Origin of the sequence: Nonomuraea thailandensis (assembly GCF_024172165.1) — a bacterium.
Classification (GTDB): Bacteria; Actinomycetota; Actinomycetes; order Streptosporangiales; family Streptosporangiaceae; genus Nonomuraea; species Nonomuraea thailandensis.
Genome location: NZ_JAMZEB010000002.1, coordinates 9,010,286 through 9,033,195, shown reverse-complemented (window position 1 = coordinate 9,033,195; position 22,910 = coordinate 9,010,286). Strand labels below are relative to the sequence as shown.

23 protein-coding genes are annotated in these 22,910 nt (G+C 71.4%); 9 read left to right on the top strand and 14 right to left on the bottom strand.

The genetic code is table 11. The features are described 5' to 3' along the window. Positions 1-47 precede the first annotated feature (47 nt). Positions 48-767: a PIG-L deacetylase family protein gene (locus HD597_RS45240; RefSeq protein WP_253752537.1), complete on the top strand. Its 720-nt coding sequence runs from the start codon at positions 48-50 to the stop codon at positions 765-767. Positions 768-787: 20 nt separating this feature from the next. On the opposite strand, the gene HD597_RS45235 is transcribed toward HD597_RS45240, so the two are convergent. The 7 genes from HD597_RS45235 to HD597_RS45205 all read right to left on the bottom strand — a co-directional run bounded on the left by HD597_RS45235 (position 788) and on the right by HD597_RS45205 (position 5,252). Continuing rightward, on the bottom strand, positions 788-1,216 hold the full coding sequence (locus tag HD597_RS45235; RefSeq protein ID WP_253752534.1) for a PIN domain-containing protein: 429 nt from the start codon (positions 1,214-1,216) through the stop codon (positions 788-790). Beyond that, on the bottom strand, positions 1,198-1,422 hold the full coding sequence (locus HD597_RS45230; protein WP_253752531.1) for a type II toxin-antitoxin system VapB family antitoxin: 225 nt from the start codon (positions 1,420-1,422) through the stop codon (positions 1,198-1,200). Before HD597_RS45230 ends, HD597_RS45235 begins: the two co-directional genes overlap by 19 nt. A 256-nt stretch (positions 1,423-1,678) precedes the next feature. Continuing rightward, positions 1,679-2,395 carry a CPBP family intramembrane glutamic endopeptidase gene (locus tag HD597_RS45225; protein WP_253752528.1) on the bottom strand — a complete coding sequence of 239 codons (717 nt, stop codon included), beginning with the start codon at positions 2,393-2,395 and terminating at the stop codon, positions 1,679-1,681. A gap of 10 nt (positions 2,396-2,405) precedes the next feature. Next, positions 2,406-3,530 carry an NAD(P)/FAD-dependent oxidoreductase gene (locus tag HD597_RS45220; protein WP_253752525.1) on the bottom strand — a complete coding sequence of 375 codons (1,125 nt, stop codon included), beginning with the start codon at positions 3,528-3,530 and terminating at the stop codon, positions 2,406-2,408. 202 nt (positions 3,531-3,732) lie between these two features. Continuing rightward, positions 3,733-4,173 carry an iron chaperone gene (locus HD597_RS45215; RefSeq protein ID WP_253752522.1) on the bottom strand — a complete coding sequence of 147 codons (441 nt, stop codon included), beginning with the start codon at positions 4,171-4,173 and terminating at the stop codon, positions 3,733-3,735. 60 nt (positions 4,174-4,233) lie between these two features. Next, the gene (locus HD597_RS45210) at positions 4,234-4,845 is read right to left on the bottom strand and encodes a VOC family protein (protein WP_253752519.1); all 612 of its coding nucleotides are present in this window, start codon (positions 4,843-4,845) and stop codon (positions 4,234-4,236) included. Between the two features lie 50 nt (positions 4,846-4,895). Next, positions 4,896-5,252, bottom strand: a complete 357-nt coding sequence (locus HD597_RS45205; protein WP_253752516.1) for a VOC family protein — start codon at positions 5,250-5,252, stop codon at positions 4,896-4,898. Between the two features lie 181 nt (positions 5,253-5,433). Between HD597_RS45205 and HD597_RS45200 the strand changes: the two genes are divergently transcribed. Then, positions 5,434-8,514, top strand: coding sequence for an ATP-binding protein (locus HD597_RS45200; protein ID WP_253752513.1), 3,081 nt, complete (start codon positions 5,434-5,436; stop codon positions 8,512-8,514). Positions 8,515-8,930: 416 nt separating this feature from the next. Here HD597_RS45200 and HD597_RS45195 read toward each other — a convergent pair whose 3' ends face one another. From HD597_RS45195 to HD597_RS45185, 3 genes are all read right to left on the bottom strand, one after another. Beyond that, positions 8,931-9,188, bottom strand: a complete 258-nt coding sequence (locus HD597_RS45195) for a WhiB family transcriptional regulator (RefSeq protein ID WP_253752510.1) — start codon at positions 9,186-9,188, stop codon at positions 8,931-8,933. 98 nt (positions 9,189-9,286) lie between these two features. Next, a complete protein-coding gene (locus HD597_RS45190; protein ID WP_253752507.1) occupies positions 9,287-9,958 on the bottom strand; it encodes a neutral zinc metallopeptidase in 672 nt (223 codons plus the stop codon). A gap of 19 nt (positions 9,959-9,977) precedes the next feature. Further along, positions 9,978-11,387, bottom strand: coding sequence for a glutamate-cysteine ligase family protein (locus tag HD597_RS45185; protein ID WP_253752504.1), 1,410 nt, complete (start codon positions 11,385-11,387; stop codon positions 9,978-9,980). A gap of 332 nt (positions 11,388-11,719) precedes the next feature. On the opposite strand from HD597_RS45185, the gene galE reads away from it, so the two are divergent. Beyond that, complete coding sequence (gene galE, locus HD597_RS45180) at positions 11,720-12,697, top strand: UDP-glucose 4-epimerase GalE (RefSeq protein ID WP_253752501.1); 978 nt, start codon at positions 11,720-11,722, stop codon at positions 12,695-12,697. 51 nt (positions 12,698-12,748) lie between these two features. On the opposite strand, the gene HD597_RS45175 is transcribed toward galE, so the two are convergent. From HD597_RS45175 to HD597_RS45165, 3 genes are all read right to left on the bottom strand, one after another. Then, complete coding sequence (locus HD597_RS45175) at positions 12,749-13,528, bottom strand: hypothetical protein (RefSeq protein ID WP_253752498.1); 780 nt, start codon at positions 13,526-13,528, stop codon at positions 12,749-12,751. Between the two features lie 66 nt (positions 13,529-13,594). Next, positions 13,595-14,476 (bottom strand): hypothetical protein, encoded by an 882-nt coding sequence (locus HD597_RS45170; RefSeq protein ID WP_253752495.1) that lies wholly within the window; start codon positions 14,474-14,476, stop codon positions 13,595-13,597. A gap of 71 nt (positions 14,477-14,547) precedes the next feature. Beyond that, positions 14,548-15,360, bottom strand: a complete 813-nt coding sequence (locus HD597_RS45165) for a hypothetical protein (RefSeq protein WP_253752492.1) — start codon at positions 15,358-15,360, stop codon at positions 14,548-14,550. Between the two features lie 280 nt (positions 15,361-15,640). Between HD597_RS45165 and sucC the strand changes: the two genes are divergently transcribed. The 3 genes from sucC (at position 15,641) to HD597_RS45150 (ending at position 19,709) form a co-directional block, all read left to right on the top strand. Then, a complete protein-coding gene (sucC, locus tag HD597_RS45160) occupies positions 15,641-16,822 on the top strand; it encodes an ADP-forming succinate--CoA ligase subunit beta (RefSeq protein WP_253752489.1) in 1,182 nt (393 codons plus the stop codon). Positions 16,823-16,825: 3 nt separating this feature from the next. Then, positions 16,826-17,701, top strand: a complete 876-nt coding sequence (gene sucD, locus HD597_RS45155; protein WP_253752486.1) for a succinate--CoA ligase subunit alpha — start codon at positions 16,826-16,828, stop codon at positions 17,699-17,701. A gap of 382 nt (positions 17,702-18,083) precedes the next feature. Then, positions 18,084-19,709 (top strand): cell division protein PerM, encoded by a 1,626-nt coding sequence (locus HD597_RS45150; RefSeq protein ID WP_253752483.1) that lies wholly within the window; start codon positions 18,084-18,086, stop codon positions 19,707-19,709. Positions 19,710-19,855: 146 nt separating this feature from the next. Here HD597_RS45150 and HD597_RS45145 read toward each other — a convergent pair whose 3' ends face one another. After that, positions 19,856-20,275, bottom strand: coding sequence for a hypothetical protein (locus tag HD597_RS45145; RefSeq protein WP_253752480.1), 420 nt, complete (start codon positions 20,273-20,275; stop codon positions 19,856-19,858). 74 nt (positions 20,276-20,349) lie between these two features. On the opposite strand from HD597_RS45145, the gene purN reads away from it, so the two are divergent. From purN to HD597_RS45130, 3 genes are all read left to right on the top strand, one after another. Next, the gene (gene purN, locus HD597_RS45140) at positions 20,350-20,979 is read left to right on the top strand and encodes a phosphoribosylglycinamide formyltransferase (RefSeq protein WP_253752477.1); all 630 of its coding nucleotides are present in this window, start codon (positions 20,350-20,352) and stop codon (positions 20,977-20,979) included. Continuing rightward, on the top strand, positions 20,976-22,529 hold the full coding sequence (gene purH / locus HD597_RS45135; RefSeq protein ID WP_253752474.1) for a bifunctional phosphoribosylaminoimidazolecarboxamide formyltransferase/IMP cyclohydrolase: 1,554 nt from the start codon (positions 20,976-20,978) through the stop codon (positions 22,527-22,529). Before purN ends, purH begins: the two co-directional genes overlap by 4 nt. Before the next feature lie 130 nt (positions 22,530-22,659). Continuing rightward, a complete protein-coding gene (locus tag HD597_RS45130; RefSeq protein ID WP_253752471.1) occupies positions 22,660-22,842 on the top strand; it encodes a hypothetical protein in 183 nt (60 codons plus the stop codon). Positions 22,843-22,910: the final 68 nt, after the last annotated feature.

The window sequence follows — 22,910 nt, the reverse complement described above, 5'->3', positions numbered from 1 at the left end:
TCGGCGGGGTTCCGGTTGTCCTCCACGTAAGATCCGAAAGGGGAGTCATGCTGCCGGAGAGCGAGATCAACCGCGTACTCGTCGTGACCGCCCACCCCGACGACGCCGACTTCGGCGCCGCGGGAAGCGTGGCACTGTTCGCCGACAGGGGCGTGGAGGTCACCTACCTGCTGGTCACCGACGGTGACGCGGGCGGCAACGAGCGCACCTTGGACAACTCCGGCATGGCGGAGCTGCGCAGGACCGAGCAACTGGCCGCCGCCAAGGCGGTCGGCGTGACGGACGTGCGCTTCCTCGGCTACTCCGACGGCCAGGTGGTGCCCTCGCTGGAGCTCAGGCGGGCCATCGCCAGAGTGATCCGCCAGGTCAGGCCTGACCTGGTCATCACCCACCACCCCGACCGCAACTACCAGTTCATCGCCCCCAGTCACCCTGACCACCGCGCCGTGGGCGGCGCCACCCTGGACGCGGTCTATCCGGACGCGCGCAATCCGTACGCGTTCCCGGAGCTGATCAAGGAGGAGGGGCTGGAGGCGTGGACCGTACGTGAGGTGTGGCTGAACGGCGGCTCCACGCCCAACCACTGGGTCGACATCACCGAGTCCATGGACCGCAAGCTCGCGGCCTTGCAGTCGCACGTGAGCCAGGTCGCGCACGTGGAAGGCTTCACCGACTTCGTCCGGAGCCGCTTCGCCGCCTGGGCCGAGCAGGCCGGGCTCGGCGAGGGCCGCTACGCGGAGGGCTTCCAGGTGGTCCCGACGGCCTGAGCTCCCGAGGCCCGCGGGGGCTAGGGCACGGAGCCGGGCGGCACCACCCACAGTGAGGGCTGCCCCGTCACCTCCGAGATGATGTCGAAGGAGTGCCCGTAGTGCAGGATCGTCGCCCCGTGCACCTCGGCGCAGGCGGCGATCAGCAGCTCGTTCGGGCCGATGCCACGGTGCTGGGAGATCTCCACGAGCTGCCGCTGCACGGCCATGGCGCGCGCCTGCACCTCCTGGTCCACGGGGAGCAGGACGCACTGGCGCTGGGCGTGCAGGATGCGCAGGTAGTGGGCGTAGTCGCGGGCGCTGTAGAGCACCTCCAGGTCGATGACGCTGCAGGTCGCCACCGACCGCGCGGCGAAGAGCGGCTGCAGCGCCTTGGAGATCACCTCACTGACGCGGATGCGAGCCAGGGCGCTCCTGTCGAGGAGGTACATCAGTCCTGTCGTCGCCACGCATGCTTCGTGATCTCCGGATCCAGCAGATCCGGGCTCCCCTCCGTGCGCCAGAACTCGAACGCTCTGATCGCACACGCTCTTTCCGCGTCCCGGTCCACGACCGCCCGCAGTGCGGCGTGGACCGTTTCTCTCATGGTCGGCGTACCCAGCGCTTGCTGAGCCGCTTCCAGGAGCTCCTTGTCGATGTCGATTACCGTACGCATGCAGCACCACCTCCGTACCTCCGGCTTGACGAGAACTGCGCTATATGAGGGCAGGCGCGCATCCCAAGGGGCGCGGCCTTGAAATGAGGCGCCTCGGAGACGGTAAGGCCTGCGGCGCAGCAGGCCACGGCCCGATGCGGGGGCGGGGGGAGAAAACGATGCCGCGGGGCGAAAACCTTCATCCCGCGCCGGTCGAATGATCCACCGGATCGTTACGTTTCGTGTTCGCAATCCCGGGCCGGGCGGGATGGACCGCTCATTTCGGGTGCGAAATCTTCTCGGCCCCGGGGTCCGGCAGCTTGGCCGCGAGCCGCGCGAAGGCGTAGCCGAGCGAGTTGGTGGCCAGATGCAGCATGACCGGGGTCACCAAGCCGCGGCGGCGGCGCAGCTCGCAGAACAGCACCCCGGCCGCCGCCGTGGAAACCACGCTCCCCGCCACCACCCGCGCGGTGTCCAGCCGCCCGGGGGACTCGCCGGCGGTCAGGGCGCCCAGGGCGGGGTTGGCGCGGGCCATGTCGATCGCGGGCAGGATGTGCCAGAGGCCGAACAGGGTGGAGGAGACCGCCGTGGCCGCGGCCGTGCCGTGCCGCCGGCGCAGCATCCCGTACAGCGCGCCGCGGAAACCCACCTCCTCCAGCAGGACCGTGCCGAGCGGAACCTGGATCAGCGCCTCCTCCAGGACACGGGCGCGGGAGAGCGACAGGGCGCGGTCGTCGTGGAAGAGCGGCCTGGTGCGGGGCATGGCGACGCCGGCCGCGTAGACCCCGGCCACCGCCGCCGCCAACACGCCACCGGCGACGGCGCCGCGCCGGCCGTGCTCGAAACCGAGCTCCTTCCAGGACACGCCGGACCTGCGCGCCATCGCGACCAGCGCGGCCGTGGCGACGGTGGAGGTCAGGGGCCCCAGCCGGGGGGCGATCTTGTTGTTCAGGATGTTCGCGGCGGTGAGGACGGCGATCGAGCGCAGCAGCACCCTTGCAAGGCTACGTCCCGCTCGCCACTCGATCGAGCCGGACGTCGGGGAACGAGCCGTCGCCGAACAGCACCCGCGCCGCCAGGGCCCGGCCGGCACGGCCGCGCAGCACGGTGATCGCGGCCTCGGCCGCGGCGGGGGAGCGGATGCCGGTGAACGCGCGGCGCAGCAGCAGCCGGCCGCGGAAGCGGGCTCTCAACGCGTTCCCGTCGTAGTGGCCCAGCACGCTCCGGTCGCCCGTACGCAGGTAGTCGGCCGTGACCGCCGCGGCCAGGTCGGACATGCGCAGGCACGGGTCCAGCCCGCCGGCCGTCAGCGGCGACACCGCGCCCGCGGCGTCTCCGACGAGCAGCCCGGCCGGGCACGCCAGCCGCCGCAGCACGCCGCCCACCGGGATGGGGCCGCCGCGACGCTCGACCGGACCGGCCGGCGGCGCGTGACCGGGGGCGTCCGCGGCGAAGGCGTCCAGCAGGCGGCGGACGCCGCCGCGCATCGCGGCCGGATAACCCGCGACGCCGACGTGCGCGTGCCGGCCGTCGTCCACGGCCCACCCCAGGTAACCGGGAGCGATCCGGGGGTCCAGCACGCAGTGGAAGGCCGGGGCGGTCGTGCCCGGCGCGATCGGGTGGACGAGCTCGGCGCCGACGATGAAGCGCCGGTTGAGGTCGAGGCCGAGATCGCGCGCCACCCGGGAACGGGCGCCGTCCGCGCCGACGACGAACCGCGCCGTCACCGGCTCCGCGCCTGCCAGCCGCACCAGGCCCGCCGAGGCCCCGGCGTACCGTACGCCCAGCAGGACCCGCGCCCCCGCCGACTCCGCCTCGTGGCGCGCGTGCCGGTAGACGGCCGCCATGTCCGCCACGCGGAACTCGTCACGGTCGCTGGTGAGCCGGATCGGCGCCCGCCTCGACGGCGGATACAGCAGCACGTCGCGGATGCCGGGGCCGAGCAGGTGATCCGGCAGGTCGAAGTCGTCGAGGGTGCGCCGCACGAAGATCCCCGTGGTGCGGATGCCCGCCGACAGCGACCTGCGACGGTCGACCACCAGCACGTCGAGCCCGCGGCGGGCGAGCAGGCACGCCGTACGCAGACCGGCCAGGCCCGCACCCACGACCAGTACGTCCACTCCTTGCATACCTGGCGACGCTAGGCGGGACTCCGTCACCTGCGCGATGCTTTGCACGGTACCTCCACACAGCTGCACTGAAAGGCAGGCGTTTCACCACCGCCGCACCCCGGACGGCGCGTTCTCCCTCGCCCTCGCGGGCACGTGGCCTTCGCGGGGCACGTAGCGCTCACGGGCACGCCGTCTTCGCGCCGCCGTCGCCGGGCGGGTCTCAGCTGACCGCCCGCTTGACCAGCTCGCTGATCCGCGCCTCCACCGCGGGCGTCACCTCGGTCAGGGCGAAGGCGGCCGGCCACATCGTGTCGTCGTCCAGGCGCGCCTGGTCGCTGAACCCGAGGGTCGCGTAACGCGTCTTGAACTTCGTCGCCGGCTGGAAATGGCAGACGATCTTGCCGTCGAGCGCGTACGCGGGCATCCCGTACCAGAGCCTCGGCGCCAGCGCCGGGGCGCTCTCCAGGACGACGGCGTGGACGCGCTCGGCCATGACCCGGTCGGAGTCTCCCATCTCCGCGATCTTCGCCAGGACGTCCGCGGCGGCCTCCGCCGCCTTGTCCGCCTGGGACGCGCGGCGCGCCGCCTTCTTCTGGTCCTGGGCGTGCTCCTTCATCGCGGCCCGCTCCTCGGCCGAGAATCCCTGGTACGTGTCGCTCATGGCAGTTTTCTCCCTCTTGCGGATGTGCTCGGGTGTTCGAAGTCGTGGATGATGCCTGGCTCAGGCGGACGCGCTCTCCCAGACGAACCCGTCCAGGTCGGTGAAGGCGCCGGTGCCGCCGCCGAGGACGATCCGGTGCGAGCCGGTGCCCTCCTGGGTGACGCCGGTGTCCTTGGCCAGGGCCCGGCGCGGGTAGAGCGCCAGCTTGACGTCCGTGGACGGGGCGTCGAACTCGACGTACTTGCCGCCGAAGCTCTTCGCCACGGCCAGGCCCTGCTCGACGTAGAAGCGCTTGCTCGCCTTGACGTCCGCCACGCCCAGCAGGAGCGCGACCTGGTCGATGCGCCGGGTGGCGGGGCCCGAGTCCTTCTTGCTGGAGGTGGCGACCTTGCAGATCGTCCCGTCCGGGGCACGGACGACGCCGCCGTAGCCCCAGAAGCTCTTCGTGGCCGGCTTCAGCGTGGTGGCGCCGGCGTCGACGGCGGCGGCGATGAGGGCGTCGACGTCGCCCGGCTGGGACGCCACGAGCGACAGGGCGAAGCCGCGGAAGCCGGTCGTCGGCGCGTCCGAGGCGCGTACGCGGACGTAGGGGTCCAGGCCGAAGGCCTGGTAGAAGGCCTGGGCGGCGGTGGCGTCGGGAACTTCCAGGGTGACGGACGCGAAGGAGGTCATGGCGGATCCTTGGGGAGAGCGAAGGGAGTCGGTCGGTCGTTCGGCGGGGCTCAGCGGTCCTGCAGGAGGCCGAGGACGTTGCCGTCGGGGTCGAGGACGGTGGCCACCACGCGGCCGGCGCCGACCTCGTGCACGGCCTCCTTGACGGTGCCGCCCGCGGCGATCACCTCGGCCAGCGTCGCCTCGATGTCGTGCACGTGCCAGTACGTCACGGGCGAGGTCATGCCCTGCGGGCCACCGTCCGGCACCAGCCCGATGTGCTGGCCCTCGGCCTCGAAGCCGACGTAGTAGGCGGTGTCGACCTGCGGCGCGAGGCCGAGCAGGGCCGCGTACACCGCCTTGGCCTTGCCCAGGTCGGACACGGGGTGCAGGACGGTCTTGATGCCCCGCGTGGAAGAGCCGGTCACGGTCGCTCCTGTCGGTCGTGGGTCTCGTCGACCCGCCGGGTAGGTGCTCACAGCTTCGCGTCCGGGCCCTGCGGACCACATCCGTGGCGGCCACGGATTCGCTCCACGGATCGGCACCACGGACCACGTACGGTGGCCGTCACGGATGGGCACTACGCAGGGGATAGGGCAAACTGGGACAGTGTTGGCAGCAGTGGACATCTCGCCCCGCGAGGCCGAGGTACTGGAACTGGTCGGCGCCCATCTGAGCAACGCCGAGATCGCCGCCCGGCTGTGCATCTCGGTGCGGACCGTGGAGAGCCACGTCTCCTCCCTCCTGCGCAAACTGGACGTACCGGACCGGCGGGCGCTCGCCCAGCGGGCGCCCGAGCCAGCCGGCGGCGCCGCCTCGCCCCACCCGGCGCCGGTGCTGCCGTCCCTGCTGACCTCGTTCATCGGCAGGGCGAGCGAGCGGGCCGAGCTGGCCGAGCTGATGAGGGCCCACCGCCAGGTGACCGCGGCCGGTCCCGGCGGCGTCGGCAAGACCCGGCTCGCGCTGGCCGTGGCCGCGCAGGCGGCCGGCGACCACTCCGACGGGGTGTGGTTCGTCGACCTCGTCCCGGTCACCGACCCCGGCATGGTCGCGACCGCGGTCGCGGGGGCGCTCGGCCTGGGCGAGCAGCCCGGCCGCGACATGACCGAGTCCGTGGTCGCCGCGCTGGCCGACCGCCACGCGCTGCTGGTGCTGGACAACTGCGAGCAGGTCGCGGACGGGGTCGCCCTGTTCCTGGAGCGGCTGCTGGCGGCGTGCCCCCGGGTGACCGTGCTCGCGACCAGCCGGGCCCGGCTGATGGTGCCGTTCGAGCGGGTGTATCCCGTGCCGCCGCTGTCACTGCCCGCCGAGGGCGGGTCGGACGCGGTCACGCTGTTCATGGAACGGGCGGCGGCGGTCGGCTGGCCGCTGGACCCCGCGCTGCGCGACCAGGTCGCCGCGATCTGCGAGCGGCTGGACGGCATGGCGCTGGCGATCGAGCTGGCCGCCGCCCGGTATCCCACGCTGGGCCTGGACGGCATCACCGCCGCCCTGTCCCACCCCCTGCGCATGCTCACCGGCGGCTCCCGGGCCGATCAGCGGCACCGTTCGGTGCGGGCGGCGCTCGACTGGAGCCACGCCCTGCTGGAGCCGGACGACCGGGCGCTGCTGCGCCGGGTGTCGGTGTTCGCGGCGCCGTTCACCGCCGCCGCGGCGGCGGAGGTGACCGGGGACGACGAAGGCCTGGTCATCGACGGCCTGGCCCGGCTCGCCGAACAGAGCCTGCTGGTGGTGTCGGCGTCCCCGGGCGGCACGGAGTACCGGGCGCTGGAGACCATCCGCCAGTACGGGAGGGAACGGCTGACCGAGGCCGGTGAGCTGGCCGACATCCGATCCCGGCACCTTCGCTGGTGCCTGGCCAAGGCCGCCGGGCTGGCGGTCGTCCGCGAGGACTGGCGGGCCGCCTTCGACCTGGTGGCCAACGACCTCCGCGCGGCCCTGGCCTGGGCGGCCGACCAGGCGGAGCATCGCGCGGAGGCGTACGAGCTGGCCCGGCACCTGGCCGGGCTGACCTTCACCCGCAACCTGGTCGGCGAGTCCCAGCGGCGCCACGAACAGGCCGCCGCGCTCGCCGAGGACCCGGGCTCGGCCGCCCCGGCGCTCCGGCACGCCGCCGTCGTGGCCGGCTGCCGGATGCGCGGCGACGACATGTTCCGCCTCCGCCGCGCGGCCGCGGACGCCGCCCGCCGGTCCGGCGACACCGCCGGCGCCGCCGCCGACCTCGCGGTCGCCGCCATCGCCACGTTCCGGTTCTCGACCATCTTCGTGCGCCTGCCGGAGCCTGAGGAGGTGCTCGGGCTGATCGATGAGGCGCGGGAGCTGGCGGGGGACGACCCGGCCGCCCGGGCCGCGGTGGCCACGGCCGAGGCCGGATGGACGCTCAACGCCGCGGTCACCGCCGGCGGCCAGGAGCCGGGTGAGGCGGGGGATGGCGGACGGGGGCGCGACGACGGTGCGGACGGCGGAGGGACACGCGGCGACGCCGTAGGCGGCGGGCCGGTGCGTGGCGGCGCGGGCCCTGCCGGACAGTCGCTCGGTGAGGCCGCCGTGGACGCCGGGCCGGTGCCCGGCGGTGAGGCCGCTGCCGGACAGATGCCGGGTGGCGGGTCGGTGCCCGGTGGTGAGGCCGTTGCCGGGCAGATGCCGGGTGGCGGGTCGGTGCCCGGCGACCCCGGCGTCGGGGGCGGTCAAGGCGGGCCTGACGGCTCCGTGCCGGAGACGATCGCGCGTGCGGAACGGGCCGTCGAGCTGACCCACCGTACGGGCGACCCCCTCGCCGAATCCACCGCACTCGACGTGCTGACCGGAGCCCTGAGCTGGGCGGGTGACACGTACGCCGCCGCCGCCACGACCCAGCGCCGGATCACGCTGCTGACGTCCGCCCCCGCGACGCCGGCCGCCACCCACGAGCTGATCGAGGCCCTCGGCGAGGCCGCCGAGGCCGGCCTCGGCACCGGCGACCTGCCCGCGGCCCGCCGGTGGGCACGACAGCTCACCGAACATCCGCTCCTGGCCGAGGTCGGTCACCGCGCCACGAACTGGCTGCTGGTCGCCGACGCCCTGGCGGGCAACGTGGACCAGGTGCTCGCCGGCAGCGTCCGCTTCCTCGACTCGTGGCACCGGGCAGGCAGCCCCGCCCAGTCGTACCTCGGCCGGGCGATGGCCGCCGTGGCGATGGTCCACGGCCTGCGCGACGACCATGACGCCCAGCGCGCATGGCAGGAGGCCCTGAACCAGCTCGGCCCCCTCCCCGCGCACGCCTACGGCTACGGCGCGATCTTCGACGCGATGCTCCTGCTGCACCGTGGCCAGGCCACGCAGGCGCTGGAACGGATGGCACCGGAGCCCGGCCAGGTGTGGAAGTGGGTCACCTGGATCTGGCACCACTGGTATGTCGCACTGCGCACCGAAGCCGCCGTACTCGCCGGAAGCCCGGACGCTCGCGACCACGTGACGCAGACCCGGGCCATCGTGGCCGGCAACCCGGTCGCCGGCGCCATCGTGGAGCGGGCCGCCGCCCTGCTCGACGGCGACGGTCAGGCGCTGCTCGCCACGGCGGACGCGTTCGAGGCCGCCGGCTGCCGCTACCAGTCGGCCCGCACCCTGGTCCTCGTCGGCGGCGACCACGCCGAGCGCGGCGCGACCATCCTCGCCGACCTCGGCCTCGCCCCCATGTCCCCTCACCGCTGACGTTCATCGTGATCGGGCCGGGATGCAGCCAGGACAGGCATGTCATCGCCCAAGCCCCGGGGTCCGAGCTCCGAGCCCGAGCGCGTGAGGCCTCAGGGCCTGAGGGCCTGAGGGCCTGAGGGCCTGAGGGTTTGAGGCACGGGGCCGAGGCCTGCGGGCTTGGGCGGCTTGGCGCGCGCCGGATCGGCGGGCGCGCGCCCGGCCGGGCAGCGGTGCTCACGGCATGGCCTTCCTCGGGCACGGCGAGCCACATGAGCCGCTGCGCCTGCGGGCCGATGAGCCGTGTGCCCTTGAGTCGTCGGCCCGTGAGCCCGCCCACCGTGAGCCTATGAGCCGTGAGCCTGCCCACGGTGCGCCTATGAGCCATGAGCCCGTTCGGCCTTCCGAGCTTCGGAGCCTTCCGGCGGCGCGGGGTGTCAGGAGGCGGCTGGGCGGCGCCAGCCTTCGGGGAAGCGGGTGCGGCGGCGTTCCTCAGGGGTGAGGCCGCCCCAGATGCCCTCCGCCTCCCCTGCGCGTAAGGCGTAGGAGCGGCACTCCTGCGCCACCTGGCAGGCCGCGCAGACCGCCTTGGCGCGGGCCTCCTGCAAGGGGGTGGGGGCGAGAGGGAAGAAGAGGTCGGGGTCGCTGGATCTGCATGCGCCCCTGCGCAGCCAGCTGATCTCCTCCGGTGCCATGGGTCAAAGGTAGAGCCAGGTCATGATCGGTGACATCATCCTGTGGGTTGACCTGTCGATACAACCGCAGGTTCGATCGGACCGAGGCTCGTACGCCCTCAGCAGGCCCCCACCCCGCCCCGGTACCCTCGCACGAACGCCGTCTGCCGTTGTTCCGCCGTCCCGTGGGCCGCCGGGTCGAGCCAGTCGTCCGTCGGGTCGCCCGCCGCCGCAAGGCTCGCGAACAGCTCGTACTCGTCCCCCTCGTCCGTCGTCAGCGCGCCCGAGGCGACCAGCGCCGACAGGGCGCCGCCCGCGTAGCAGTCGGCCTGGAGCTCCATCTGGACGTTGAGCGAGAAGTCGGTACGGAGCTGCGCCTGCACAGCATGCCCGAACTCATGCGGGATGATGACATAGACCGACCCGTCGCCCATCTCGTTCCACAGCGCCTCCATCCAGTTCTGGTCGAAGGCGATGAAGTGGCCGAGCGGGCAGTAGAAGGCGTTGTTCGGGACGGCGGGCTGCCCGCCGCAGCTCGGACCGGCCTCGCCCGAGTACGGGATGAAGTCGCTGATGGGGCGGTACGTGCGGCCGAGCTGCTGGAACTGCCGGCTCCAGAACTCCTCCGTGAGCGTGCGCGCCGTGACGATGTCGTCCTCGAACGAGTCGGCCCCCCGCTGGTCCATGGACGGCGAGCGGACGACACCGCAGGCGGCGACCAGGGCGATGGCGGCCAGACCGGCGAACAGCCTGGTGAGCGGGGGCAGGGCACGGGTCACGGCTTCACGCATCCGAAGAGGTCACGGGGCTTCAAACGTCCCAGGTGTGTACGGGTTCGTTGGTGTGCATGCGCTCGATGTACTCCAGTGTCATGCCCCGCAGAGCCTCGTGCCGGTCATCGCCGGAGGCGGTCTGCGCCCGTACCCGGTCGACCTGCCAGCTCGCCCCCGTGCGGCCGGATAGGCAGCGGCCCTCGATGACGGACAGCAGCCGGTCGGCGACCAGGCCGTGCACACCCCACTTGGCCAGCCCCTCCCGGGCCATGGGCAGCAGCCGCCGCAGGATCAGCTCGGCCGCCGGCACCTCGCCCGTCCCCGGCCAGTACAGCCGCGCGTCCAGCCCGTGCCGCGCCGCCGCCGCGAGGTTGTCCTCGGCGGCCCTGAACGACATCTGGCTCCAGATCGGACGCTCGTCGTACGGCAGCACCCGCATCAACCCGTAGTAGAACGCGGCGTTGGCCGCGATGTCGGCGACGGAGGGCCCGGCGGGCAGCACGCGGTTCTCCACCCGCAGGTGCGGCACTCCGTTCACCACCGCGTACACGGGACGGTTCCACCGGTAGACGGTGCCGTTGTGCAGGGTCAGCTCGTGGAGCTGGGGGACGCTGCCGCGTTCGAGCTCGGCGCGCGGGTCCTCCTCGTCGCAGAGGGGCAGCAGGGCGGGGTAGTAGCTGACGTTCTCCTCGAACAGGTCGAAGACGCTGGTGATCCACCGCTCCCCGAACCACACCCTGGGCCGTACGCCCTGCGCCTTCAACTCCGCCGGCCGCGTGTCCGTGGCCTGCTCGAACAGCGCGATCCTGGTCTCCCTGTGCAGCTCCCTGCCGAACAGGTACGGCGAGTTGGCCGCCACCGCCACCTGCGCGCCCGCGATGGCCTGGGCCGCGTTCCAGTGGGCGGCGAACGTCTCCGGGCTGACCTGGAGATGGAGCTGCACGCTGGTGCAGGCCGCCTCGGGGGCGACGCTGTCGGCGTGGGTGTCGAGGCGTTCGACGCCCTCGATGGCCAGGTGCAGGTCCTCGCCCCTGGCCGCGAAGATCTGCTCGTTGAGCAGGCGGTAGCGCGGGTTCGCGGAGAGCGTGCCCTCGCCGATGTCCTGCTCGCGCAGGGTGGGCAGGATGCCGATCAGGACCAGGTGGCCGCCCTCGGAACGGGCGCGTTCCTCGGCGTGGTTGAGCCGGGCCCGGACGTCGTTCTCCAGGCGCAGCGCGCCGTCTCCCGCCAGGCCCTGGGGCTCGATGTTGATCTCGACGTTGAACTGGCCCAGCTCCGTCGCCCAGTCCGGCTGCGCGATCGCGGCGAGCACCTGGGCGTTGCGCATGGCCGCCTCGCCGCGCGAGTCCACGATGTTGAGCTCGATCTCCAGGCCCGCCAGGGGCTGCTCGAACTCGAAACGTGATTCGCGCAGCATCTGGGCGAAGACGTCGAGGCATCGGTGCACTTTTTCGCGATATTTCCGGCGGTCTTCCCTGCTGAACACGACTACTGGAACGTCCCTGCCCATAGCTCGAAATGTCGCATGCAAATGCCGACTAGGCCATAGTGCGAGCGCCACAGGATCCGACTCGGGAGGCGCGGGGCGCTGGACCTGGCCGGGCCGGGACCCCACGGACGGCGAGGCCGAGGGCGTGGGCTGCGGGGAACGGCGTGGTGCGGGATCCGGACCACCGCGGAGGGGCGATCGGAGGACGGGACCCCTGGCGCGGCGCTGCCGTCGCCGACGTTGTCCACAGGCTGCTCACACCGATGGCCGCGGCTGGCTAGGGTTCAGGAATGCGCGTTTTGATTACCGGCGGAGCTGGTTATATCGGCAGCACGATCGCGTCGGCGTGCCTGGACGCCGGGATCGATCCCGTGATTCTCGACAGCCTCGTGACGGGGCGGCGGGAGTTCGCCGACGGGCGGGTGTTCTATGAGGGCGATATCAGCGACGGCCCACTGATTGACAAGGTATTCGCTGAAAATCCGGATATCGAGGCCGTCATCCACTGCGCGGCTCTCATCGTGGTGCCCGACTCGGTGGCCGACCCCATCGGCTACTACCGCGCGAACGTCACCAAGAGCCTCGAGTTCGTCGACCACCTGCTCCGCAACGGCTGCACCCGGATGATCTTCAGCTCCTCCGCGTCGATCTACCGCGCCGGCGCCGACCACACGGTGGACGAGGAGTCCCCGCTCGACCCCCAGAGCCCGTACGCGCGGACGAAGGCGGTCTGCGAGGGCATGTTCGCCGACATCGCCACCGGCCGCCCCATCAGGATCCTGTCCCTGCGCTACTTCAACCCGATCGGCGCCGACCCGGAGATGCGCACGGGCCTGCAGCTCCGCCGTCCCAGCCACGCCCTGGGCAAGATGATCGAGGCGTACGAGGACGGCGTCCCGTTCCAGATCACCGGCACCGGATGGCCCACCGGCGACGGCACCGGCATCCGCGACTACATCCACGTGTGGGACCTGGCCACCGCCCACGTGGCGGCGCTGCGGCGCTTCGACGAGCTGGAGGCCGACGTGATCAACCTGGGCACCGGCGCGGGCACCACGGTCCGCGAGCTGGTGGACGCGTTCAACCGCGTCGTCGAGCGCCCCATCGACGTAGCCGAGGCCCCGGCCCGCCCTGGCGACGTGGCCGGCGCCTACACCCGCAGCGACCGTGCCCACCGCCTGCTGGGGTGGCGGGCCCGCTACTCGATCGAGGAGGGGATCAGGCACTCGCTGGAGTGGGCGGGCATCCGCGACTCCCGGCTGGGCTGAACGACGGCACCCCGGGCCCTGCCCGGCTCCGGGGTGCGGCATCGTGGGGAGCTACCGGCGGGCGGAGGCCACCGCGTCGTCGGCGATCTCCAGATACTCCTCAAGCTCCCACTCGAGGGAGGAGGCGAGCTCGTCGAGGCCGACGACTTCGTGGTCGGGCGGATCGGTGATCGTGACGCTGTGCCCCCAGGCGCTGTACCTGGTGTCGACGTGCTCCAAAGGCCCGGAGTCGAAGTCCTGGGTGGTGGTGTGCAGGCGGGTGGGCAGACCGGTGGAGTCGGTGCTGAGCCGGAAGTCGAAGGTACCCGTGACCCGGCCCTCGCTGATCCGGTACCCCTGCTTGCCGGTGACCGTGCCCCGGCGAACCCCGTTCCGCACGGACTCGGCGTAGGAGAGCAGACCCTTGAGCTGAGGGGGCCGGAAAAGGTCCACAGGCTGGCTGGAGGGCGTTCGCAGGCTCTCGTCGTCCTCCATGCGCACCCAGGTCTTCCCTTCGGGAAGGTGGTCCTGTATGGCGTCGCTCCGCATGTAGGCACGCTTTCCCACCATGAGGAGGCGCATGGACGTCGGCTTGTCGCTGATGAGCGTGGTCCGGAGGGTGAGGTCCGCGGCGACGACGCCGGACGTGCCGAACCCGAAGGTGCCCGCCGTCTGGAAGTACACGTCCTTCTTGCCCTTGACCTGCGCCGAGACGGTCTCGGAGATCTTCACCCCGTGGCCCACCACCAGTTGCCTCTTCACCGCCCGTACCGGATCGGGAGCGGCCGCCTGCGCGGGGGCGGCGCCGAGCAGGGTCGCGGCGGCCACCGCCGCCGCCAGTGTCCTCTTCATTCGATGTCCTCAGCGAAGAAAAAGCCCTCCCCCGCCGGGCGGCAGGGGAGGACTCGATCGATCAGGTCAGCCGGCGATGCTGCCGAGCGGCAGGTCGAGGGTCTCGGAGATGTCGTCCTCGCCGTCCTTGAACTTGGAGGTGACCTCCTCCGCGGGCGGCGCCTTGATCGACACGGCGGAGCCCCAGCCGGTGTAGCTGGTGTCCACGCTCACGGTGCCCTTGCCGCCGGCCCCGAGCGCGGCCATCGGGAACGTCGTCACGAGCCGGGTGGGCAGGCCCGCCTTGTTCACGGTGATCCGCCAGCTGATGGCGGTCTTCTGTGCCTTGGCGGAGGGCTTGTCCAGCCAGGTGGCGCGCAGCCAGGGGGACGTCTTCCACAGGTCACCGAGGAGCGTCTTGCCCGTGTAGCCGCTGCCGGTGGTCTTGGCGCCCTTGAGCAGCGTCTTCAGGGTGGCAGGCTCGGCGAGGTTCAGTGGCTGGCCGAACGTGCCGAGGAACCCGCCGGTCGGGCCCTTCGGCGCCTTGAACCAGGTCTTGCCCTCGGGCATCTGGAGCGCCCAGATGTTGCCGGAGAGGTACGACGTGGTGCCGATCCTGATCGTGCGCTCGGGCTGGGCCATGGCCTTCAGCATCGAGGCGAGCTCGGCGTTCTCGCCGCTCTCGTCGAGGCCCTGGAGGTCGCTGGCCGAGATGTTCAGCTTGCCGGTGATGTCGGACGCGGCGATCCCCGACTTGCCGAACTGGAGGGTGCCCGAGCGGCGCAGGAACACCTCGCGCATGCTGCCGTCGTCCACGGTCGTGCGCTCGGTGAACTTCACGCCCTTGCCGGCGACGAGCTGCTTCTTGACGGCCACCACCGGGTCCTTGGGCGCTGCGGCCAGCGCCGGAGTGGCGGTCACCAACGCGGCGGTCGTGACTAACGCCACGCCCGTCAGGATTCGCTTCATGCGGATTTCCTTGAATGTTGAGGGGGAGTTGAGGTGTCGCCGGGGCCGGGGAGCCGGTCCCGGCGAACGGCTCAGCGGGCCGAGGGGGCCTCGACCTTGCCGAGCGAGTTCAGCGAGCCGTTCGGGATCTCCTGCGGGACATCCGTCTCGGTCCCGAGGTCGCTGTAGTCGACCACCTGGTCGGATGGCGGGGCCTTGACCGTGATCTTGGCGCCCCAGCCCGTGAACCGGGTGTTCACGGTGGCGGTCGTGCTCCCGAGAATGCCGAAGTCCATCGTGTACTCACTGCGGACCGAGGTGATCAGGCCCTTGGAGTTGAGGCCGAGGGCATAGTTGATCTTGATCTTGCCCAGCCTCTTGTCGATCTTCTCGCCGTAGAGCTTGCTGACGTCGGCGAACGTCAGCGTGCCCCGGTACGTTCCACCCTTGGAGCTCTTGGCCTTGGAGACGAGCGCCTTGAGCACCTTGGAGTCGAAGACGTCGAGCGGCTGGCTGGTGTAGATCACCGAGGGGTCCGCGTACCGGACCCACTTCTTGCCCTCGGGCAAATCCTGCGTGTATATCCCGCCCTGGACATACGTGTGCTTACCCACGGTGATACTCCGCGACGGCGAGAGGCCGGCCGCCCCGCCCTTCTCCCTGAAACGAAGATCGGCGGCGACGACTCCCGACTTACCGAATCCCAGGGCGCCGGTGGTCGTCCGCACCGTTCCGGTCTTCCCGTTCATGGTCGTTCGGGCCGTCTCCGAGACCCGCACTCCATGCCCGGCCACGTACTGCTTCTTCAGGGCCTTCACCGGGTTCACGGGCGCGGCCTGCGCCGGCGTGGCGGCCATGAGCGCGGCGCACGACGCCAGCGTCAGACCCGCGAGAATTCGCTTCATTCGGGTTTCCTTCAGCATTACCAAGAGGAGCGGGGGGCAAGCCTGCCATTGGAAGATCACGACCATATATCGAGCGCCGGGTCATATGGCGACTAATTCATGCAATTTCCGTGCAGATGCCATGCTGAGGAAGTGAGATCACCGTCACATAGCGGAAGAACCGCGACCCGGTGACCTGGGCAGGTCAAGCTTCGGGCTAGGCTTCACTGGCGGAAACGCCCGGCACGCACGGGTTGCCCGGGGCGTCGAACATCAGTCGGATAAGCAAGGACGGACCCTCGTGGACCTGTTCGAACATCAGGCGAAGGAGCTCTTCGCTGACTACGGCATCCCTGTGCCGCGCGGCATCGTCGCCCACACTGTGGAGGAGGTCCGGTCGGCCGCCGAGGAGCTGACCGGGCGCGTTGTCGTCAAGGCCCAGGTCAAGACCGGTGGCCGCGGTAAGGCCGGCGGCGTGAAGGTGGCCGACGACGCCGCCGACGCCGTGACCAAGGCCGAGGTCATCCTCGGCATGGACATCAAGGGCCACACGGTCCACAAGGTCCTCATCGAGGAGGCCAGCGCGATCGCGGAGGAGTACTACTTCTCCTTCCTGCTCGACCGCGCCAACCGCACGTTCCTCGCGATCTGCTCCGCCGCCGGCGGCATGGACATCGAAGAGGTCGCCCACACCTCCCCGGACAAGGTCGCCAAGGTCCCGGTCTCCGCCCTGGCGGGCATCGACCGCGCCAAGGCCCGCGAGATCGCGGTGGCCGGCGGCCTGCCGGAGAAGGCGCTCGACGGCGCCGCCGAACTCATCGAGAAGCTCTGGTGCTGCTTCGTCGACGAGGACGCCACGCTCGTCGAGGTCAACCCCATGATCCTGTCGGCCGACGGCCAGGTGAAGGCCCTCGACGGCAAGGTCACCCTCGACGACAACGCCGGCTTCCGCCAGGCCGACCACGAGGCGCTGGCCGACAAGGCCGCCGAGGACCCGCTCGAGGCCAAGGCCAAGGAGAAGGACCTCAACTACGTCAAGCTCGACGGCAACGTCGGCATCATCGGCAACGGCGCGGGCCTGGTCATGTCCACCCTCGACGTGGTCGCCTACGCCGGCGAGGCGTTCCCCGGCAAGCCGTCCCCCGCCAACTTCCTCGACATCGGCGGCGGCGCCTCGGCCGAGGTGATGGCCGCGGGCCTGGAGATCATCCTCTCCGACCCGAGCGTCAAGTCGATCTTCGTGAACGTCTTCGGCGGCATCACCGCCTGCGACGCCGTCGCCAATGGCATCGTCTCGGCGTTCAAGCTGCTGGAGAGCCGCGGCGAGGCCGTGACCCACCCGCTGGTGGTCCGCCTCGACGGCAACAACGCCCTGCTCGGGCGGCAGATCCTGGCCGACGCCGCGCTTCCGCGCGTCGAGCTGGTAGACACGATGGACGAAGCGGCCAAGCGCGCCGCCGAGCTCGCTGCGGTAGGTGCGTGACCCATGGCCATCTGGTTGACTGAGAACAGCAAGATCATCGTTCAGGGCATGACCGGTGGCGAGGGCACCAAGCACACCCGCCGCATGCTCGCCTCCGGCGCCAAGGTCGTCGGCGGCGTGAACGCCCGCAAGGCCGGCACCACGCACGAGGGCCTGCCCGTGTTCGGCACGGTCGCGGAGGCCATGGAGGCCACCGGCGCCGACGTGTCGGTCGTGTTCGTGCCGCCGAAGTTCACCAAGGACGCGGTCAAGGAGGCCATCGACGCCGAGATCCCGCTCTGCGTCGTGATCACCGAGGGCGTGCCCGTTCACGACTCCACCGAGTTCTGGGCGTACGCGGTCGAGAAGGGCAACAAGACCCGCATCATCGGCCCCAACTGCCCCGGCATCGCCTCGCCCGGCGCCTCCAACGCCGGCATCATCCCCGCCGACATCACCACCGCCGGCCGCATCGGCCTGGTCTCCAAGTCGGGCACGCTCACCTACCAGCTCATGTACGAGCTGCGTGACTTCGGCTTCTCCACGGCCGTGGGCATCGGCGGCGACCCCGTGATCGGCACCACGCACATCGACGCCCTCCAGGCCTTCCAGGAGGACCCAGGCACCGACGCGATCGTCATGATCGGCGAGATCGGCGGCGACGCCGAGGAGCGGGCCGCGGCCTACATCGAGCAGCACGTCACCAAGCCGGTCGTGGCCTACGTGGCGGGCTTCACGGCCCCCGAGGGCAAGACGATGGGCCACGCGGGCGCCATCGTGTCCGGCTCCGCCGGCACCGCCCAGGCCAAGAAGGAGGCCCTGGAGAAGGTCGGCGTCCGCGTCGGCAAGACCCCCTCCGAGACGGCCCGCCTCATGCGCGAGATCATGCAGGCCCGCTGACGGCCTTTCTCTCCGCGAAGCCCCGCCCGGCCTGGCCGAGCGGGGCTTTCGCGTGCGTGGGGGTGGCGGACCGGCCGATGCGGGTGGGGCGTCGCCTGGAAGTCCTCGCGGGCGGTTCGGGGGTTTCGTGCGCCCATGGCTCAGAGGTCGCCACGGCACCGGCCCACTGCGCGTCGTGACGGCGGCGCGCCACTGAACGGGTCAGAGGCGTCTCCCTGGACAGGGGCGAGCCCGCGACGGCGTGTGGGGTGAGCCCGCGAAGCCGTAACGGATGGAAGCGGGCGCGCCGTGACAGATGGAAACAGGCGCGCCGTAACAGATGGAGGGCCCATCCCGGCGCGTCAACCAAGCTTTGGTTGGGAAAGATTGAGAAAATCGCCGTGTGACGGCGATCCTCGACCAGCTTCGTACAGGCCCCCGGTCGATGCTTGGCAAGCTCGCGGGCGACGACGACGAGACCAGGCGGCCGCTGCCGGTCTCAGGCATGCTGGCCGCCGTCTTCACGCTGGGCGTCGGCCTGGCCGCGCTCACCACGCTCACCCTGGTCGGGTGGATCGCCGCGCCGCGCGGCACGCTGGGCGCCGGGCTGCCGGGAGTGTTCCGTACGGCGGCGCAGCTGTGGCTGGCCGCGCACCACGCCGGGTTCGCCATCCCCGGGGGGCGGGTCGGGCTGCTGCCTCTCGGGCTGATGATCCTGCCCGCCGTGCTGCTCTACCGCGCGGGCCGCTGGATGGCCCGTGACGCCGACCTGCGGCTGCGTCTGCCCGCCCGGCTGCCGAAGAACAGCCCCAAGGAGCAGGCGGGGGCTCGCCGCCGCGCCCAGCTCGTGCTGGTGGTGCAGGCCGGGGTGTCGCTGGCGGCCCCGTACGCGCTGCTCGCGGGCCTGATCGCGCTCGTGACGAGCAACGAGATCACCCAGCCGTTCATCGGGGAGGCGCTGCTCAGCCACTTCGTGCTGGCGTTCCTGGCGGGCTCGCTGGCCACGGCGCGCATGATCGGGCCGTGGCGGGTGATGTTGCGGCTGCTGCCCGAGCGCGTGCGCGCCCTGACGGTCGGCACGGCGGTCGCCACGGCGCTGCTGCTCGTGGCCGGGTTCGTGCTGGTGCTGATCGCCTTCGTGCTCAACTTCGACCAGGTCGAGGAGCTGTCGGGCGTGCTGTCGCCCGGATTCGTGGGCGGCGTGCTGCTGGCGCTGCTCCAGCTGCTCTACCTGCTGAACGCCGTCGTCTGGGCCTTCTCCTACATCGCCGGGCCCGGGTTCGCCATCGGCGCCGACACCCTGGTCGCGCCCACCGGCGTGCAGCTCGGCACCGTGCCCAGCCTGCCCCTGCTCGGGGCGCTGCCGGAGAGCGGCCCCGTGCCGGCGTGGATGATGGCGGTGGTCGCGGTGCCGTTCGCGGCCGGGGCCGTGGCGGGGGTGATGGTCGCCAGGATCTCGCCGTCGCCGTCGTACGAGGCGGCCCCGCTGTGGGGGTTCCTCACCGGGGTCACGACGGGGCTCGTCGCCGGGCTGCTGGCGGCGCTGTCCGGCGGGCCCATCGGCGGCGGGCGGCTGGCGACGGTCGGGCCCTCGCCGTGGGAGGTGGCCCTGTCGGTGGCGCTGGAGGCAGGCGTCGCCGCGGGCATCTCGGCGGGCGTGACGAACCTGCTGCTGCTCAACAAGAAGGCCAGGGCGCCGCTCGACAAGGCCGCCGCTCCCGTACGCAAGGCGGGCGCAGCGCTGGCGAAGGCGGCCAGCAGGGTGGGCCTGGCCGAGTCGGACCCGCGCCCGCTGCCCGGCCACTGGATGGACGCCACGGAGGCCGACACCCAGGAGATCCCGGTCATCAGGGACGACTGGCAGGACGAGCACGCGTCGGCCGAGGCGGAGACGCAGGCCCAGGCCCGTCCGCGCCCGCCGGAGCCGGCACCGGCCGCCCGGCCGCCGCGCAAGGACATCGTGGACGAGTCGGACGACCGCGGGGGACACGTGATCTACGTCGATCCGTATGCGTGGGACCGCGACTGATCTACGTCGATCCGTATGCGTGGGACCGCGACTGATCTACGTCGATCCGTGCGCGTGGGACCGCGACTGATCTACGTCGGCCCGTGCGCCTGGGCCGCGACTGGTCGCCCGTTGCGGGCTGATCGGACGTCGCGGCCTCAGGCTGATCACGGCTGCATGGCTCCGAGGACTTCGAGCACGTCCGCCGGCAGCTTGCGCTGCGCGGCGTCCCTGAACTGGGTGAAGCACTCGCCCTGAGCGGACACCGTGCCGGCGCCCTTCATGCACTCCTGGTAGGCGGAGTATTCGTCCATGAGGTAGAGCTGCATCCCCGTGGCCCCGGCCGACAGGGCCAGCGCGAGCGCAGAGACGGTGATGCCGCCCACCGCCACGCCCGTGGGCCGGCCCGCGCCCTTCAGCAGGGGCAGCGCCCGGACCCCGGCCACCAGCGCGAACGCCGCCATGACCAGGCCGGCCAGCGGCAACATGAACGTCATGGCCAGCGCTGCGATGGACAACCAGATCGCTCGGCGGCCCGCTGACTCCGCGGGCTGCTGGCCTGCCGGTGCCTTCACCGGTGTCGACACCTGACCTCCTCTGCGTCGCCGGGCGATGAACAGATACCCTGTGACCCCCACCCTGTTTCCTCATTGGAGTGTGTGTGTCTAAGGCTGGGCGGCTCGTCGTCCTCGTCTCCGGCTCTGGAACCAACCTACAGGCCCTGCTGGACGCTTCCGCCGACCCGTCGTACGGGGCTCGTGTGGTCGCGATCGGTGCCGACAGGGATGGGATCGAGGGGCTGGCAAGGGCTACCAGGGCAAATGTCCCGACTTTTGTCGAAAAAGTGGGCGATTATGCGACGCGGGTGGAGTGGGATGCGGCCATCGCGGCCAAGATCGCATCGTACGAGCCCGACCTGGTCGTGTCCGCGGGCTTCATGAAAATTTTGGGTACGCCGACACTCGACGCGTTCCCCGTGCTGAACACGCACCCGGCCCTGCTGCCGTCGTTCCCCGGCGCCCACGGCGTGCGGGACGCGCTGGCCCACGGGGTCAAGGTGACCGGCTGCACCGTGATGCTGGCCGACGAGGGGATCGACACGGGGCCGATCGTGGCGCAGGAGGCGGTGCCCGTGCTACCAGACGACGACGAGGCGGTCCTGCACGAGCGCATCAAGACGGTCGAGCGCCGGCTGCTCGTCGAGACCGTCGGCCGGATGGTCCGCGAGGGCTGGACGGTCAGCGGACGTACCGTCCGAATCGGCAACCACACAGGAGGGGAATCCACGTGACTCGCATCGCCATCCGGCGCGCGCTGATCGCTGTTTACGACAAGTCCGGGCTCGAGGAGCTGGCCAGAGCCCTCGACGGCGCCGGAGTGGAGATCGTCTCGACCGGGGGCACGGCCGCCGCGATCTCCTCCTACGGCATTCCGGTGACGAAGGTGGAGCAGCTCACCGGGTTCCCCGAGTGCCTGGACGGGCGGGTCAAGACGCTGCACCCGCGCGTGCACGCCGGGCTGCTCGCCGACGTCACCAAGCCGCACCACGTGGCGCAGCTCGAAGAGCTGGAGATCGACCCGTTCCAGCTCGTCGTGGTGAACCTGTATCCGTTCCAGGAGACGGTGGCCTCCGGGGCGTCCGACGAGGAGTGCGTCGAGCAGATCGACATCGGCGGCCCCGCCATGATCCGCGGCGCCGCCAAGAACCACAACACCTGCGCGGTCGTGGTCAACCCGAGCTTCTACGGCGACGTGCGCGACGCCCTGTCCGAGGGCGGCTTCACGCTGACCGAGCGGCGGCGGCTGGCGGGCATCGCCTACGCGCACACGGCGTCGTACGACGTGGCCGTGGCCAACTGGTTCGCGGGCACGTACGTGGGTGACGGCGAGGAGTTCCCCGAGTTCGCCGGGACGGCGTACGAGCGCAAGGCTACCCTGCGCTACGGCGAGAACCCGCACCAGCGCGCGGCGCTCTACGCGGGCGGCACGGCCGGGACCGGCGGGCTGGCGGGCGCCGAGCAGCTGCACGGCAAGGAGATGTCGTACAACAACTACCTCGACGCCGACGCCGCCTGGCGGGCCGCGTGGGACTTCGCCGAGCCCGCCGTGGCCATCATCAAGCACCAGAACCCGTGCGGCATCGCCATCGGGGCCGACGTCGCCGACGCGCACCGCAAGGCGCACGCCTGTGACCCCGTCTCGGCGTACGGCGGCGTGATCGCCGTGAACCGGGCCGTCACGGCGGAGCTGGCCCGGCAGATCGCCGACGTGTTCACCGAGGTCGTCATCGCCCCCTCCTACGACGAGGAGGCGCTGGAGGTCTTGCGCGCCAAGAAGAGCCTGCGCCTGCTGGCCTGCCCTGAGGGCCCCTCGTCGCCGACCGAGTTCCGCAGGATCGACGGCGGCCTGCTCGTGCAGACCGTGGACCGCGTGGACGCGAGCGGCGACTCGGCCGCGCAGTGGGAGCTCAAGGCCGGCGAGCCGGTCTCGCCGGAGGTGCTGGCGGACCTGGAGTTCGCCTGGCGCGCCTGCCGCTCGGTGAAGTCGAACGCCATCCTCCTGGCCAGTGGCGGCGCCACCGTGGGCGTCGGCATGGGCCAGGTGAACCGGGTCGACTCCTGCCGCCTGGCCGTCACCCGGGCGGGCGAGCGCGTGGCCGGGTCGGTGGCGGCCTCCGACGCGTTCTTCCCGTTCCCTGACGGGCTGGAGGTGCTGCTGGAGGCCGGCGTGCGCGCCATCGTGGAGCCCGGCGGGTCCATCAGGGACGAGCTGGTGATCGAGGCGGCGAAGAAGGCCGGCGCGAGCCTGTACTTCACCGGCACCCGCCACTTCTTCCACTGATCGCTACCAGGTCTGGCGATAAGGGGTGACATGATCAATATGTCACCCCTTATCCGTTTTTGCGGCGAGCACACCTGAGCTCGGGCTACTCTGAACTCCTTCCCCGGTCCTCGTCCCCCGGAGTTCACCTATGGCGCTCGACGCGATCCTGCAGGCCTTCGTCACCCTGAACGGCATGGCCACCAGCCCCATCGTGCTCGTGGTCCTCGCCTTCATCGGCGCCTACCTCGGCAGCCGCGTCGTAGAGGTCATTCCCTACACCCGCCGCATCATCGAGCGCCGCGAGGCCCAGGCGGCCGCCGAGCGCGAGTAGCCGTCCGGCTCCTCCCTTCGCCCATCACCCGGGCCGCGTTCCTCGCAGGCTGAACCACCGCCTGCGGC